The following is a 15717-nucleotide window of genomic DNA, read 5'->3' on the forward strand; positions in this document are numbered from 1 at the left end:
GTTTGGAGATTAGTGAAAATGCCTTTATTTTTCTTAATAACATTAGTTACAGGTGTAATGACTGGCTATCTCTTCCAAAGAAATGATGATGAAATCACCAATATTGCAGGTGTCTTCACAGCCGTCATTTTTATTGTAAGTTTAGTGTTATCACCTTGGCAAATTCAGTTTGGTATGTTGATGTTTGTGGTCATTGTCAGTAACAAACTGCTGAATAAAAATTGGTTTTAAATCAATTTTCGCAATATTTAGAAATAAAATACAGTCAAGTCGGCAATTATCCACCCTCGATAAAATAATCATTGAGGGGAAGGAGGGTGTTGATAGTTGGATAAAAGATAGAATAGCTGAAACTAGATAATTCAGTTAGAACTAAAAACATTTATTCTTTATCTAAATCCTACTAATTAATATCATCTAGAAATACTTGTTTATTTTCATCTACTAATTTTTGCAAACATTTCGCAAACTCTACCAATGAATTATTTTTTCTGAGAGTTTGGTTATTAATTTCAATATATGCTGCTATATTAGATGATTGACTTTCTTCATATTCCCGTTCTTTCAAATTTTTGGGTTTATCTTGGAGATTCGGATTATGCTTAATTAGGATTTCGCGTGATAACTTTACTAAACATTCCTTGACACCCCTTCCTCCTGACTCAGCTTCTGCTATTAAATCTGTTTGTCCACGTTGTTTACTATTGGCAAATTTGATCCATTCTGGATGATTTCGATGATCAGCATTTTTTGTAAAAAAGCAGCATATACCCAAATAATCAACTAATAACCAAGCCTCCAATTCTTGAATCATCGGAAAATATTTTACTCTTCCTTCACCTTCAAACAATTTAACAACTTCTTCAATTCGATTAACCAGAGAATTTTTTTCCCTCCGTCTTTGGTTTTGCGATTGTGTCCCATCAGAATCTAGCAGAAAGATAACTAAATCATCATTTTTTAAATAAGTATCAACTGCCTTCTTTAAACCATCTTGGATTTTTGGATGTATAGCTGTATTAAAACCCTGTTTAGTGGCAAGTTGGATAGTTATATTACCACCATAAAGCGCGACTATTTTGTTAGCAATACAGCCAACTGCTTTACTATCATGATCAGATTCCGGCACCCAAAGACGAACACTAGGCATATTAATCAGCAAAAATTCCTTCTAGTAAGTGACTATGATAAATCGCGCTACCTATTCCAAAATCATTCATCCAATCGGAAAAATCATCTCGGTTTTCTGCTAATTTATCAAGTAGACAAGCTTTAGTTCCTATTTCTCCTTTCTGATTTAAAAGGATTACCGAAATGTCAGATGATATTTCTTCAGTAGAAAAACAATCTAATAATTGAGAACTATGGGTTGTAAAAATCACCTGTGTTCTCTTGGATAACCTTTTGATCATATCAGCAATATCTTGTAAAATACCAGGATGAAAATTTCTCTCAGGTTCTTCAATACTAATGAGAGTTGGAACATCAGATTCATAAAGCATGATAAAATAAGCTATCAACCTCAGAGTCCCATCTGACATATTAGATAAAGCTATTTTTTTACCATCTTCTTCAATAACTTTAATAAGTGGTTCTGCAACATCATCTAACTGTAACTTAATTTTCAGACAGTCATACAGTTCTTGGCTCACTTCATCAAACTTATTTTTATCATGTCTACCCCAGTATTGTAAAACTTCTTCAACTTCACTAGCGTCAGTATCAAGGCTAGGTATTCTTTCATCATGTTGTAAAGATTTATAGATCATATTTAATTTAGTAATTCTAGAATGTATTCTGACGCTATCAGGATCTACATCATAGAATTTCCAATCTTTTATATAGCTTGCCAACTTTTTTGTAATTGGTTTATGACCATATTTACCTACATCCGCTAATGTGAGTCCATCACCCTCAGAAAATTCGTATGGTTGAGAATTTTCGCCATTTTCATCATTCACTGTTCCTTTACCATCAATAATATTAATTACTTCAATTTCATTAACTAAGAGATACTCTCTATCAATTAAAGTATTATTTTCACTGATACTAAGTACCAAACTATATTCTACTTTAGCTTTATTATCTTCATCATCTTCTATAATAATTTGATAAAATGTTTGTTTTTCCCCCACCCTTAAGATACTATCCATATATTTTAGAGAAGGAAGTTCCTGGTCTTTTAAAAGTTTACTGAGAAAGCGTAATGCTTCTAAAGAATTGGATTTACCACTAGCATTAGCTCCTACCAAAATTGTTAGATCCCTGAAATTTAAATCCACATCTCCTAAGCTTTTAAAATTTTTAATTTTTGCGGATATGAGTTTAAGAGTCATAAATATCTCCAGTATATTAGTCAGTCTAGTGACTACGCAATTATTTTAAATAAAAAGTCACAGAAAGTGAGAATTAACTATAGTTTTATAGTAATACTCCAACCCAACGTTAACATAAAATCGGAATTAGATCACATCATTATCTGGCTTAGAATGTCCACTGATCACATCTTAAAAGACAATATGGCGGAAAACCCTACAGCCTAACTGCCAACAACGACTTTCATAGATTTGTTAGACTGAACACACCAGGATTTTTTTTCAGTCACATCTGTAGATAACGCCAGCAGACGAGGCACTTCATGCTTACAAACACCCTACTTCTCTCAAATCAACTTCCCAGTTTACAATATTCATCCACCACAGAACGCTTCGATGACACTTGGGAAGCCCCCCTGGCAACCCTTTTGGGACTAGGACGCGCTGCCGGTGCTGATTTTGTGGAATACTTCTTAGAACGTCGCAACTACATCAGTTGTTTAGCCGAAGAAGATACCATTACCAGCATTTCCCCCAGTTTAGCTACCGGTGCAGGAGTGCGAGTATTTCGTGGCAAAGCTGACTGCTACGTTAGCACCAATAACCTCACATTTGCCGGTTTAAAAGCTGCTTTAGAAAAAGCTCTTTCCATCTTAGGCTTACAACTACCAGGACCGAGTGCCTTCATTCCCGAAATCAACCTAGAACTACTCAGAGACTACGCCAGCAAACGCGGTAAAGATGGTTGGCTACCCTTATGTAGTTCTATCAGCGAAATGGGAGAAGTCCTCCTTGATGGTACAGCCCAACTTAATAAAAAAGCTACCCACGTCCAATCCCGCCGCGCTTCCTACTTCCGTGATTGGCAAGAAGTATTAGTTGCTGGTAGTGACGGAACATTTGCCCGTGATATCCGCCTCACTCAGTCTGTCGGATTCAACCTGCTTTGTGCTGACGGTGCTAACCGCTCCTCCATTGGTGAACGGGCAGGTAACACCAGTGACGCTAACTTCCTGAGAACCTGGGATTATCAACAAGCCTCCGAACAAATCGCCGAATCTGCTGGTAAAATGCTTTACGCAGATTACGTAGAATCAGGAACTTACCCGATTATCATGGCCAATCACTTTGGCGGTGTAATTTTCCATGAAGCCTGTGGACACCTTTTAGAAACCACTCAAATTGAACACAAAACCACACCATTTGCCGATAAAAAAGGTGAGAAAATCGCCCATGAAAGCCTGACTGCTTGGGATGAAGGACGCACTGATAACGCCTTTGGGACTATTGATATGGACGATGAAGGAATGCCCGCTCAAAGAACATTATTAATTGAAAAAGGCATTCTCAAAAACTTCCTAGCTGATAGAACCGGTTCAGTGCGGACTGGACACCCCAGAACAGGTAGTGGCCGCCGTCAAAATTATACATTTGCTGCCGCTAGTCGGATGCGAAATACATATATTGATTGTGGTGAACACACAACAGAAGACCTATTTGCCTCCGTTGATAAAGGCATTTACTGTAAGAAAATGGGTGGCGGAAGTGTCGGCGCAACAGGTCAATTTAACTTTAGCGTTGACGAAGCTTACTTAATAGAAAATGGCAAAATTACCAAACCATTAAAAGGCGCTACTCTCATCGGTGAAGCTAAGGAAATCATGAATAAAATCTCCCTATGTTCTCAAGATTTAGAATTAGCTCCCGGCTTTTGTGGTTCTGTTAGTGGCAGTATTTATACAACTGTTGGACAACCCCATATTAAGGTTGATTCCATCACTGTCGGCGGCAGATAAAAACCAATACGGTTTAGTTAAATCTAGAACTCTTTGTGAAAGTCATTTTTTAAACGAACCACAGAGGCACAGAGGACACAGAGAGAAGAAAAAATTTTTAACTAAACTGTATTGAGATAAAAACAGATAAGCTATATTATCTGCGTTTATCTGCGTTCGTCTGCGTTCAAAATTCAGAAATTAATTCATCATGACAAAAATACAAGAAATCGCCACCTCCGCTCAAGAAAATGCTGCTAAACTCGGTATTAAAAAGTTTGATATTTACGGCTCAACTGTAGATGATACCAGTGTTCAAGTTGACCAAGGTGAACCTAAACAAGTTAAAGCTTCCAATCGTTCTGGGGTAACAGTTCGGGTTTGGAATGAAGAAAATACAATGGGTGTTACCAGCACTACAGATGTAGATACTAAAGGATTAGAATTAGCTTTGAAAACTGCTTATGAAGCGAGTTTTTTTGGTGTGAAAGAAAATGTTCCTGATTTTAGTCCAGAAGCCACTATTCCTATCCCTAATAAACACCAAGAAAAGGCACTGCAAGCACCTGTTTCTGAACTGATAGAAAAGCTATTAGTGGCAGAAAAAGAATTACTAGCAACCCATCCTGCTATTACAAGTGTGCCTTATAATGGGTTAGCACAAAGGGATATTGACAGATTTTATCTCAATAGTGATGGTGCTGTGAGAACTGAATCTCATTCCTTAGCTTCTATTTATTTGTACAGCAAAACTGAAGAAGAAGGTAAGAAACCCCGCAGTGGTAGTGCTTATCGAGTTAAGGAAAGTGTCGCTGATTTAGATATTGCTGGTTGTATCAAGGAAACTGCTCAGAAAACTATCAGTCATTTGCATTATGAAAAAATCAAAACTGGTAAGTATCAAGTAGTTTTTTCTCCTGAAGCTTTTTTAAGTTTGTTAGGTGCTTTTTCTAATTTATTTAACGCCCAAAGTATTCTGGATAATCAAAGTTTATCGAAAACTGATGATATTGGTAAAGAACTAGCTTCACCTTTACTTTCAGTTTATGATGATGCTTTACACCCTGCTAATATTGGTGCAGAAAGTTTTGATGGTGAGGGTACTCCTACCCGGCAAATTAAGTTAATAGAAAAGGGCATTTTAACTAGCTTTTTGCATAGTGCGGGAACTGCTAAACGGTTAAATGCTCAACCTACAGGTAATGCTAGTATTGGCGCAAAAGTTAGCGTTAGTCCGAATTTTTATCACGTTTTTGCGGCGGGAACTCCTGAGAAAGAATTGAGTCTAGAAACTGCGGAAAATGTGATTTTAATTGATGATTTACAAGCTCTCCATGCGGGTGTTAAGGCTTTACAAGGTTCTTTTTCTTTGCCTTTTGATGGTTGGTTAGTTAACAAAGGTGAGAAAACCAGTATTGAGTCCGCAACGGTAGCTGGGGATTTCTTGGAACTTTTGAAATCAATTGTTTATGTCGAGAAAGAGGTGGAATTAACACCAGGAGGAGTTGCTCCTAGAGTTTGGGTGAGTGAACTTTCTATTACTGGGGATTAATATCTTTTTCACTCTGTGCGTCTGCGGTTTAAAGATATTTTATCGAACCACAGAGGCACAGAGGACACAGAGGACAAGGAGAAAGGTTGTTAAGAGACTTCCAATTAAAAAAATATCCCAAAATTTCTTGTGGTGCGGGACGAAAAGCCCACTAATAATACAAGGACGGGCAAGATGACCATCACACAAGATTGGATAGCGAGGCGCTGCTGCAAGCAGTTCATCTTTTTTGTGGAGTTCTCTTAATTCTTTGATGTAAGGAAGCTATGGCTGCTCCTGTGGTTTCTGCTAAGATACTAATGAGCCGATAAAGTGCGATCGCACTAATCACCAAAGCCGCCGGAAAATGATATTGTAACAGTAACATCGCTGTGGTTTCAAATACTCCTAAACCACCAGGCGCACCAGGAACAACTAGCCCCAATACCCAAGCACAACTAAAAGCCCCCATTAATAAGGGTATTTGCGCCCAATTTACAGAAGTTAAAGCCAACATAGTTAAAATAAATCCAGCACACCTCAACCCTAAAAAAACTAATTCTCCTAATAAGGGTTTCACCGGGTAACGTTTAATTATAAAACTATTAATTAATTGATTTTCTCCATGAGATTTTTTATTTTTCCACCGATCTAAAAGTTTAATAGCTGGATTTAAAAATTGAGGATGAAGTATACCCAAGACAATTATTAAACTCAGAAATTGCAGAATCATTAAATTAAATTTCAGATTATTAACAACAAGTTCACTCCCAAATAAAACAATAATAATTAAAGCTGCTGCTAACATTAATAATGGTTCTAATAAAACACTTAAAGTAGCAATATTAGTAGGAATATTAGCATTTTTAGCCGCCATAATTCGCCCGTAATAATGCCAAACATTCCCAGGTAAATATTTAGCAATATTCGTTTTTAAATAAACTTGAATAAATTCAATAGCAGATACAGATTGATTCAACTCTTTTAGTACCCAAGTCCAAATCCAACCCGCCCAAATATGTGCCAGTAAAGTTATAAATGTAGCAGCTACTAATATTAACCATCCATTTGCACTAATCCGAATAGCACTAACTCCCAACCAATTATCTTTTAATGCTTTCAACAAAAAAAATAGCGTACCACCTAAAATCAACCACCGGACAATTTTCTTCATTTTAGATTTATTGAAATATTCAGATCCCCGACTTCTTGAAGAAGTCGGGGATCTGGTTAATTGTGCCAACTTTCTAACGCTAACCGATGAATTTCTCGCCAAGGAATATTATTTTGTCTTGCTAATTCTGCACAATCTTCATATTCTGGCTGCACATTAGTAATTACCTTTTCTGTAGCTTTTCCTGTCCAGGCAACTTTTACAGATATTGTCCCATAAATAGTTTCCACCTTTTGCATTTCCCTTTGTAAAAATGACCGTTTTTGAGTAGTACGACGAATCCCCAAAGTGCTAGTTTCTCGAAATAACACATCCTCACAACTAGCTAACTTTTCAGGATGACAAATCACAGTTAATAAAATTCCAGTTCGTGACTTTTTCATCCCTATGGGTTGGGTAAAAACATCCACCGCACCCGCAACAAATAAAGCCTCAAACACATAACCAAATACTTGCGGATTTAAATCATCTATTTGAGTTTCGAGGACAGTAATAGTTTCTAGATTTGGAGAATATTCCCCTAAATCAGAGTTATCAGTCTGTAAAGATTCATTTTCACCGTACCAGAGCCGTAGTATATTAGAAATGGGTAAATCTAGAGAACCCGCCCCTAATCCTATCTGTTTGATAGTCATTGGTGGTGGTGAACCGAAGTCTTCTACTAAGGTAGTAGCGATCGCCGCCCCCGTTGGTGTTACCAATTCTCTGTCAATACCATTGCTATAAACTGGACAACCCCGCATTTCCCACAACTTTAACACCGCTGGTACTGGTACAGCCATTCTTCCATGTGCCGCATTAACAGTACCACCTCCAGTTGGAAATGCAGAACAGTATAGCAAAGGCAAACCCTGGCGATCGCAATCAATACCCAACCAATCCAACCCTAAGCAAGTACCAACAATATCCACAATAGCATCCACAGCCCCCACTTCATGAAAATGAACTTTTTCCGGTGCGATGCCATGAACAGCCCCCTCTGCCACTGCTAACTGTCGGAAAACAGCTAAACTCCAAGCTTCCGCCCGCACTGGCAAATTCCCCTTGAGAATCATCTCCTCTATTTCTGGCAAATGACGGGTGTGGTGGTGATCATGTTCATTATGAGAATGATGATGGTGGTGATGAGAAACCAAATCCACATCAACCTTAGTCGCTTGTTGACCTTGACGGTGAACCAATTCCGCCCGTAATCGGTATTCTGCCGCAATTCCCAAGCCATTGAGTTTTTCCACCAAATACTCCACAGGCACACCGAGACTGACTAACGCCCCCAAGCACATATCACCAGAAATCCCTGTTGGGCATTGAAGATAAGCGATTTTATTCATAAATTTATTTGTTAGTTGTTAGTAGGGGCGAAGCATTTGGAAGATAAATTATCGGTCATTGCCAAAAATAGTTCTCCAAATGCTTCGCCCGTACAGTTGTCAGTTGTCAGTGGTAAAACTATCACCAATTACCCATTACCCATTACCCATTACCCATTACCAATAATCATTACCAATAATCATTATGGCCAAAATATTCACCATTCATCCTGATAATCCTCAAAGCCGCCGAATAGAGGAAATAAAGTTAGCGCTATTAGGTGGCGCTATCATGCTCTACCCTACAGATACAGTTTACGCAATTGGTTGTGATTTGAATTCCAAGTCGGCGGTGGAAAGAGTGCGGCAAATCAAACAGTTAGCAAATGATAAACCACTGACATTTTTATGTCCCTCACTCTCCAATGTGGCGACTTATGCCTTCGTAAGTGATACAGCCTACCGACTAATGAAGCGGTTAATACCAGGACCCTACACTTTTTTGCTCCCTGCTACCAAATTAGTACCGCGACTAGTACAAAATCCCAAACGCAAAACCACAGGAATTCGAGTGCCAAATCATAACGTTTGCTTGGCATTAATGGAAGCGTTAGGAAACCCAATTATTTCTACTTCGGCTCATGTTAGAGCAAATGACGAAGACCAGGAAATAGTTGAAAATGGAAAACAACCAATGTTGTCACGGGTAGATTTATACGACCATTTGGATAAATTGGTAGATATCATTATCGACACTGCCGAAGAACCTACATATCAAGTGTCTACCATTTTAGATTTGACCGATGAAGAACCAGTTATTATTCGGAGAGGTTTAGGTTGGGAAGCTGTAGCTACTTGGGTTTAAGAATAAAGCTTTATAAGTGCAACCCCTTGTTTTGGACTCCGTTGCGCTAATTATTATGATCACCTGACTCCAATTTTGAAATTGTCATCCTCCCAGGCACTCTTATCCCAGTCATGAAATTATGGCTACGCCACACAGGCTATCGGCCAATCTTAGCATGACTAAGGTTTTGGCAATTTGTCCTCAGAGTGAATATCTATTATGCCATCTTTGATTTAGTTGCTAAAAATAAAGCGACACAATTAACAAGCCCTTAACTTTGGAAATTTCCTACAGTGTTTACATATCAGGAGTCTAGTTGGTGAGTTTTGAGGCATAAATCCCCAAAGATTTTTACTCCTGAGACTGGCCTTAAATACTGTATATGCGTTTGAGTTAAGGTGCAATACCAATTTTATAGAAAAGTCATGAAAGCTAACATCGCCAATCTGCCTAATTCTACATCTGCTTTTGATAGCTATATTTCTCTTGAAGAATTGTCTGTTCCTACCAGCGATACATTAGTACAACTTTTATCCCATGAGATGCAATCTCAAGTTAAATCCGCCACTTCAGGTGTACAAGATGTTGTTGGACGCATAGCCAAAGAAGTAGAACGGATATGTGATAAAAGCTCCCGCATTCAAAACTCAGGACAAATTCAGTCTTGGCAAATTACATTAGGAAGACATCGCTTACAAAAGTGCCTCCGTTACTATCAACTTGGTTCTAAACAAGGACGAGTAGAATTACACAGCAGCTTAGGCGCAATTGTTTATCGTCACGTAACTGTTGCAGGCTCAGATTTAGGATTTGAGGCTCGTTACAATCTGATTGAAGATTTTTTACAAGCTTTTTATATCGAAGCAATTAAAGCTTTCCGTCGAGAAACCGAACTACCTGAAGATTACACCCCCCGTACTCAGTTACAAGTAGCTGAGTATATGGCATTTACAGAACAATATGCCAAACGCCGGATTAATTTACCTGGTGGTGCTAATCAACAACTAATTGTTTTACGCGCTCAAGGTTTTGCCCGTCGTCAACCCCAAGAAACTACTGTAGATATTGAAATGGCAGTGGATTCTGCGAAAACGGAAGAAGCAGAATCTTATCAACGCAATGTGGCAGTGCAGCAAATTCGCTCACAAATGATTGCTAAACCTGGTTTTGACCCTTCTGAAGAGTCGGAACGCAATCGCGTGATTACCGAATTGATGAAATATCTGGAGTCTCAAGGACAATCTGATTGTATGAATTACTTGACTCTCAAACTCCAGGATCTTTCTGCACCGGAAATTGACCAAATTCTCGGTTTAACCAGTCGTCAACGGGATTATTTACAACAAAGATTTAAATATCATGTTGAGAAGTTTGCCAAACAGCACCAATGGCAATTAGTTCATCAATGGTTAGGTGCTGGTTTAGAACATAAGTTAGGTTTATCTTCCCAGCAATGGGATATTTTTTGGAATCAACTCACACCACAGCAGCAACAAATTTTTGAACTAAAAACCGCTTGTCAAAGTGATCAACTTATTTCTAAAGCCGTTCAATGTACTCCGAAACAACTGCAAAAACGCTGGACACAAATGTTGGAATTAGCATGGTCTATTCGTAACGGTCATGCTGAAACCAAAAATAATTAAATTCCATCTGGTCGGTTGGGTTGACGCAAGTAAACCCAACATTTTCATGGAAATGTTAAGTAGGTTGGCGTTAAAAATTGTTGTTATAAGTAATGGACAAAAATATTTACAGTCATTGCGAGCGAAGGGAAGCAATCACAACCCTTGCAATTGTTTCATTTCACTTCGTTCCATCTGGCTAACCCCACGCAACGCTTACGCAATGACATTGTGTAATTAATTCTGTCTCACTACTTAGTAAGGCAAGAGTAAAGAAGTTTTCAGCGATTTTACATCTCTTTACACAGTTTTGTTTTATTGTGTTAACTTACTTAGATGTTATAATGTTGGGTTTCACTTCGTTCTACCCAACCTACGATTTCTACAATTTTCTATAAGAAGTTACTAATACTTCAGTTATTTTCCCTCGCTTCTGGGCATTAGAATTAATTGACCTTGCTGCTGATATGGTGTGAACATTAAAATCACTATAAAGGTCACGAATCAATGGACAATCAGAATTAGATAACATAACTTTTACACCTTTATCAGCTAATTCAATAAAAATATCTCTGAGTTTTATTTGTTGATTCTCGTCGAAACAGAAATTACTATAAGCTGTAAAATTGCTAGTTTTATTTAGAGGATAATAGGGAGGATCAAAATAAACAAAGTCATTAGTACCAGTTGCATAATTCAACACTTCTGCAAAATTTGCTTGTTTGATTTCTACTTTCTGGAGTGCCAACGATGCGACCCGCAAAACTTCTTATTGACAAATACCAGGATTTTTATATTTACCTACAGGGACATTAAATTTTCCTTGAGAATTAACCCGGTACAGCCCATTAAAACAAGTTTTATTCAGATAAATAAACCTAGCCGCTTTTGTTAAATCTGTCCCATTATGATAATTTCTGACATCATAGTAATACTCTGAATTATGTCTTTGCTGATGTGCTTGCAGTAAAGTTATTAATTCTTCAAGATTGTCTCTAACGCACCGATAAGTAAGAGACTTCCAAATAAAAAAATGTCCCAAAACTGATGCAAAAATTCTCTCTCTGTGTACTCTGTGCCTCTGTGGTTCGTTTCTTGGGATAATTTATTTCTTGGAAGTCTCTAAGAACTAAATCTGCATTAATATCAGTTAAAACTGCATGAGATGGTTGCAAATGGAAAAAAACTGCTCCACCCCCTAAAAATGGTTCATAGTAAGTCTGGTAATGCTGGGGAAAATGGTCTTTATATTGCGAAATCAATCTAGTTTTACCCCCAGCCCACTTTAAAAATGGTCGTGGGTAAGTTTGTTTAGGGATTTGACTTACCATCTACTTACGATTAAACTAAAAACTAACTAATCAATAAAGTCTATAATAAGGCAGTCTAAATTCAAATGTTTGATGGATTTTGGGATAACGTCTTTCGCTACCCTCGGTATTTAGTTAGTATCGTCTTGGGTATTTTTCTAAACACCCTTGAGCCGCTGTTTCCATTATTAAAACGTCCTGTGACGCTGATGGCTATTTTAGGTTTGTTTACTGGTGGTCTTTTTTTCGTAACGCTTACCGTGCGGGCTATGCTGGGATTGAGTTCAATGTAAACCAAAAGCCAGGAAAGGGTTGAGTTTATTGGACTGTTGGTGTTGATTTTATCACGTCAAGCACCGTCCACTTTCATTTACGTTTAGAATCATGTTATTAAACCTCTGTGAGAAGGCGGAATTTATATGGCTACAAATCGCCGCGTTTCCCGCGTTGCTGAATTAATTAAACGGGAAGTTAGCCAAATGCTACTCAACGGTATTAAGGATGACCGTGTGGGTACGGGAATGGTCAGTGTTACCGATGTGGATGTTTCTGGGGATCTACAACACGCTACCATCTTTGTGAGTATTTATGGAACGGAGGAAGCGAAAACGGAAACAATGGCTGGTTTAAAGTCAGCTAAGGGTTACGTTCGCAGTGAATTGGGGGCTAGAGTCAGATTAAGACGGACTCCAGAAGTGATCTTTGTGGAAGATCGCTCTATAGAACGAGGTACTAAGGTGCTGAGTTTATTAAACCAACTGGAGCAACAACGAGCATCAGCAAGTGTGGATGAGGTAGTAGAAGAGATGGCTGAATGATTTATTAATGCAAAATTAACCAAAATATAAATAAATCTGGAACTTGTTGCTAGTTAAAGCACTCTAGGTGGAGATAATAGGGAATGCCTTGATTCCCTATTTTTAGAGAGTTCCGGGTATTGCAAATTTTATATCTTAGGATAGAGGTCAAAAATCATAGACTTATATATACTGATAAAGTTAACGCTAAAGCAAATCTAGTATGATTTTAATAATTTTAATACAAGTTAATGTTAAAAATGTAAATATCTAGGTTTGATTAGTAAACTTAACTGCTGTTATCTTAGGAATATGAAGTTGAAATATCATGAATGTCATCCTTTGTTGACAAACTTAACATTTCTTTAGATAATTTGGAGGTGTATAGCGTCAAAATGATAATAGTTCCGTATAGCAAACTACAAAACCCTGGACACAGGTTTAATTATTGCCATGTTTGTTCCTCGTGCATAACGGGAACGCTATCTAAATGTATTTTTGATGTAATTTTGTGAGAAAAAAAACCATGAGTGTGAATACGGTGCCTTCTATCAATTACAATTACTACTCTCTGAATGTTATTCAGGACGAAGCACGCCGACTGGTGGAGAGGGGAATGGTTGGTCGTCAACAGCCAATATATACACTTTGCCAGTTTATCCCGGCTAGAGAGTGGGTTTGTGTAGAATGTGAATTGGAGAAATGTGATTTTTTACTGCGCGATCGCATTGGTGATTTAATCGGACGCGAAGAATGGGATAACGACTAATAATTTTGTTTTTTTAATAAACTACTGTTATTTTTAATTGTACTTGTTTGTAGTTTCTGGCTATAAACAGGTATATTTTTTTCTATATTTCTTGAATTTCATTTCACGCAGAGACGCAGAGACGCAAAGAAATAATGATACAATGCAAAGTTGGGTAAAATCTTCGGTAAAACTGCGATCGCCTGAGTTCGACATAAGATAATTTTTGGAAAACTGCCCCAAATATGAGTCTCAAACCCTTATGATCTCGTTGAAAAAATCATAACTCTGTTCGCGTAGCGTCTCCGAAGGAGAAACTCCTAACACCGAACTCAGGTGCGATCGCTTATTTTGGTTGATCACGCCTAAACCCATTGTCTATCTACATTCTCATAGATAAATTCCCTTGTATATAAGTATAATTTATGTAGGGATAGAAATAGTTATTATCCCTACATAAACACTGTTGAACGCAAAATACAGCTATATATATGCTGCAATAGAATCATTTTCGCTTGCTAGTGCTACGTCGGGCTTCGCGGGTTTCGTCTTCGAGACGACGGCGATCGCGCCAATCTGATAATGTTAGATAAACAACACCACCAGTAACTCCTACTAGCAGCACTACGCCACATAAGGCTAAAATACCCAAAAATGGACTTTCCACGATGCCTCTATAGTCCGTTGCGTCCCCAAACTACCATAGAAATAGACCATGTAAACACAACTAACAGCGATACCCAACCCAGTGTCAAAATCATAGTTCTACTTTTCAAATAATTACAAAAGGTCTCTAATATTTATCATACTGGGAAAATGCGGTTGATTCATTAACTATATTGATAGGAGGTTTGGCAATATCATGGAACTCATGGCAGAACGGTTAGAATCCCTAAAAGCGGGAGTAATTGGCAGTATATCTTTAGGTTTAGCTTTCCTTAGTACCAGCTTTATTAATGTTTTATGGCTAGATAAGTATTTTCCAATAGTTACTTATGATAAAATTGATATAGTAAATTTACAGATGTTATTAAATGGTGTCATAGCCGGGTTTTCTGGTTTTCTATTTGGTGTCACCTATCGTTATATTATCCGTGTAGATGCCAATCCTCACCTCAAAACTGGTGGAGTTTGGGCTTTTGGTTTAGTGCGGGGTTTAACTCAAATAGAAGTTGGTTGGGATATAAATAATCCGGTTTTGCCTTTTTTAATCTTAGCAGGAGAAAGTATATTGTGGTTTTCTCTGGCTGCTTTTGCTCTGGATACTGCTATTTTATGGAAATGGTTGAAACCTTTTTCATGAATTTTATTGTCAGAATCAGGATATCCAGGATAGCAGGATGAACAGGATGAAAATAGGTATTTTATCACCTATTACCAGCCTCAATTAGATGACTGATGTATCGTTCATGGACAGATCCCCGACTTCTTTTATTGATTGTGTATATAAATCATAAATTGATCACAGAAGTCGGGGATCTTTGTTGTCAGATTTTAGATATTGTCAAACTCACAATATTTTATTAAGACTTGGGAATAGTATTAATAGTTTTTTCCAATGACTTTAAGGATGCTAATAATTTGTCTTTTTGGGGTTTAGCAGCTTTGAGTTCGTCTGAAATTTCATCCATACTTTTTTCTACAGCGTCATAATTATTACGGGATTTAGCTTTGATGCCATCTTCTACTTCTTTCCAAGCATCTTCAAACTTGTCAAATTCTTTTTTAGCTTGGACAAAATTGCCAGATGTAACTGCGGTTTTTGTTTTGGAGACTACGGCGAATAAACCTGCATTACTTACTGTGGATTTTTGTCCTGGGACTTTTTTTGTAGAATTGGAAGTTGCTGCTGGGGTAGTTTCGGTAGCAGATTGTTCGGGCTTGTTACAACCTACTAAAGCCAGTAAGCTGATACTTGCAATAATTAACATTGGTTTGAAATTCTTCATGGTCAACTCCTAATGGATATTTTTATTTGTGCCGTTAATATTTCCTATGATAAAACAGCAAATGTCAAGAACTCGGAAAGTGCAACTTGACAATTTGCTGGGAAATACGTTGCAATATCCATCTAATGATGGTCTGGTCAGGATAAAAATCGTTAAATGGGATGATTTTGTAGTTATGGAAGTGGCGGATACTGGTATTGGTGTCGCCTCTAATAGCGCAGCTTGGTCATCAGCCTATGAGTGGGAACGCTCTGCTCAGAATAACAGTTTTAAGAGATTTTTAAGATAAATTTTGGGGATTTTTTGGCGATCGCTATATGTATGTAGTTTACACGA

General features: G+C 37.7%; 18 protein-coding genes and 2 pseudogenes. 11 read left to right on the plus strand and 9 right to left on the minus strand.

The features are described 5' to 3' along the window. Positions 1-18: 18 nt before the first annotated feature. On the plus strand, positions 19-231 hold the full coding sequence (locus AN486_RS00915) for a hypothetical protein (protein ID WP_039202163.1): 213 nt from the start codon (positions 19-21) through the stop codon (positions 229-231). 172 nt (positions 232-403) lie between these two features. Here AN486_RS00915 and AN486_RS00920 read toward each other — a convergent pair whose 3' ends face one another. After that, positions 404-1150 (minus strand): DUF4276 family protein, encoded by a 747-nt coding sequence (locus AN486_RS00920; protein ID WP_053538509.1) that lies wholly within the window; start codon positions 1148-1150, stop codon positions 404-406. Between the two features lies 1 nt (position 1151). After that, positions 1152-2336 carry an AAA family ATPase gene (locus AN486_RS00925; RefSeq protein ID WP_053538508.1) on the minus strand — a complete coding sequence of 395 codons (1185 nt, stop codon included), beginning with the start codon at positions 2334-2336 and terminating at the stop codon, positions 1152-1154. A 302-nt stretch (positions 2337-2638) separates the two neighbouring features. Here AN486_RS00925 and AN486_RS00930 point away from each other — a divergent pair, with 302 nt between their 5' ends. Together AN486_RS00930 and AN486_RS00935 are read left to right on the plus strand one after the other, a co-directional pair. Beyond that, the gene (locus tag AN486_RS00930) at positions 2639-4111 is read left to right on the plus strand and encodes a TldD/PmbA family protein (RefSeq protein ID WP_290598682.1); all 1473 of its coding nucleotides are present in this window, start codon (positions 2639-2641) and stop codon (positions 4109-4111) included. A gap of 190 nt (positions 4112-4301) precedes the next feature. Then, positions 4302-5642 carry a TldD/PmbA family protein gene (locus AN486_RS00935; RefSeq protein WP_168466530.1) on the plus strand — a complete coding sequence of 447 codons (1341 nt, stop codon included), beginning with the start codon at positions 4302-4304 and terminating at the stop codon, positions 5640-5642. 220 nt (positions 5643-5862) lie between these two features. Here the strand turns inward: AN486_RS00935 and AN486_RS00940 are convergent, their stop codons facing one another. After that, the gene (locus tag AN486_RS00940) at positions 5863-6795 is read right to left on the minus strand and encodes a YbhN family protein (protein ID WP_290598686.1); all 933 of its coding nucleotides are present in this window, start codon (positions 6793-6795) and stop codon (positions 5863-5865) included. A 56-nt stretch (positions 6796-6851) separates the two neighbouring features. Further along, complete coding sequence (gene larC / locus AN486_RS00945; protein WP_290598688.1) at positions 6852-8126, minus strand: nickel pincer cofactor biosynthesis protein LarC; 1275 nt, start codon at positions 8124-8126, stop codon at positions 6852-6854. Between the two features lie 36 nt (positions 8127-8162). Here larC and AN486_RS00950 point away from each other — a divergent pair, with 36 nt between their 5' ends. From AN486_RS00950 to AN486_RS00960, 3 genes are all read left to right on the plus strand, one after another. Beyond that, a complete protein-coding gene (locus AN486_RS00950; RefSeq protein ID WP_290598690.1) occupies positions 8163-8339 on the plus strand; it encodes a hypothetical protein in 177 nt (58 codons plus the stop codon). Then, positions 8311-8970: an L-threonylcarbamoyladenylate synthase gene (locus AN486_RS00955; RefSeq protein ID WP_290598691.1), complete on the plus strand. Its 660-nt coding sequence runs from the start codon at positions 8311-8313 to the stop codon at positions 8968-8970. Before AN486_RS00950 ends, AN486_RS00955 begins: the two co-directional genes overlap by 29 nt. Before the next feature lie 407 nt (positions 8971-9377). Continuing rightward, positions 9378-10598 (plus strand): HetZ-related protein, encoded by a 1221-nt coding sequence (locus AN486_RS00960; protein ID WP_039201475.1) that lies wholly within the window; start codon positions 9378-9380, stop codon positions 10596-10598. Between the two features lie 361 nt (positions 10599-10959). Here AN486_RS00960 and AN486_RS00965 read toward each other — a convergent pair. Next, positions 10960-11589 (minus strand): annotated as a pseudogene (locus tag AN486_RS00965) (DNA adenine methylase); the annotation flags it as partial. Positions 11590-11704: 115 nt separating this feature from the next. Next, positions 11705-11908 (minus strand): annotated as a pseudogene (locus AN486_RS00970) (DNA adenine methylase); the annotation flags it as partial. Positions 11909-11973: 65 nt separating this feature from the next. On the opposite strand from AN486_RS00970, the gene AN486_RS00975 reads away from it, so the two are divergent. From AN486_RS00975 to AN486_RS00985, 3 genes are all read left to right on the plus strand, one after another. Beyond that, a complete protein-coding gene (locus AN486_RS00975) occupies positions 11974-12180 on the plus strand; it encodes a DUF751 family protein (protein WP_072033605.1) in 207 nt (68 codons plus the stop codon). Positions 12181-12306: 126 nt separating this feature from the next. Next, complete coding sequence (rbfA, locus tag AN486_RS00980; protein ID WP_290598696.1) at positions 12307-12705, plus strand: 30S ribosome-binding factor RbfA; 399 nt, start codon at positions 12307-12309, stop codon at positions 12703-12705. A gap of 505 nt (positions 12706-13210) precedes the next feature. Beyond that, positions 13211-13453 carry a DUF4327 family protein gene (locus AN486_RS00985; protein ID WP_015079328.1) on the plus strand — a complete coding sequence of 81 codons (243 nt, stop codon included), beginning with the start codon at positions 13211-13213 and terminating at the stop codon, positions 13451-13453. Positions 13454-13937: 484 nt separating this feature from the next. Here the strand turns inward: AN486_RS00985 and AN486_RS00990 are convergent, their stop codons facing one another. Next, entirely contained in the window at positions 13938-14099 is a 162-nt protein-coding gene (locus AN486_RS00990) for a hypothetical protein (protein WP_096666970.1), read from the minus strand. Positions 14100-14106: 7 nt separating this feature from the next. Continuing rightward, a complete protein-coding gene (gene petN, locus AN486_RS00995) occupies positions 14107-14193 on the minus strand; it encodes a cytochrome b6-f complex subunit PetN (RefSeq protein ID WP_013189847.1) in 87 nt (28 codons plus the stop codon). 101 nt (positions 14194-14294) lie between these two features. Here petN and AN486_RS01000 point away from each other — a divergent pair, with 101 nt between their 5' ends. Beyond that, a complete protein-coding gene (locus AN486_RS01000; RefSeq protein ID WP_053538501.1) occupies positions 14295-14735 on the plus strand; it encodes a hypothetical protein in 441 nt (146 codons plus the stop codon). Positions 14736-14955: 220 nt separating this feature from the next. Here the strand turns inward: AN486_RS01000 and AN486_RS01005 are convergent, their stop codons facing one another. Continuing rightward, the gene (locus AN486_RS01005) at positions 14956-15381 is read right to left on the minus strand and encodes a DUF4363 domain-containing protein (RefSeq protein ID WP_290598704.1); all 426 of its coding nucleotides are present in this window, start codon (positions 15379-15381) and stop codon (positions 14956-14958) included. A gap of 61 nt (positions 15382-15442) precedes the next feature. Here AN486_RS01005 and AN486_RS01010 point away from each other — a divergent pair, with 61 nt between their 5' ends. Next, positions 15443-15670: an ATP-binding protein gene (locus AN486_RS01010; RefSeq protein ID WP_039201459.1), complete on the plus strand. Its 228-nt coding sequence runs from the start codon at positions 15443-15445 to the stop codon at positions 15668-15670. Positions 15671-15717 lie beyond the last annotated feature (47 nt).

The organism is Anabaena sp. AL93 (assembly GCF_001672085.1).
Lineage (GTDB): Bacteria > Cyanobacteriota > Cyanobacteriia > Cyanobacteriales > Nostocaceae > Dolichospermum > Dolichospermum heterosporum.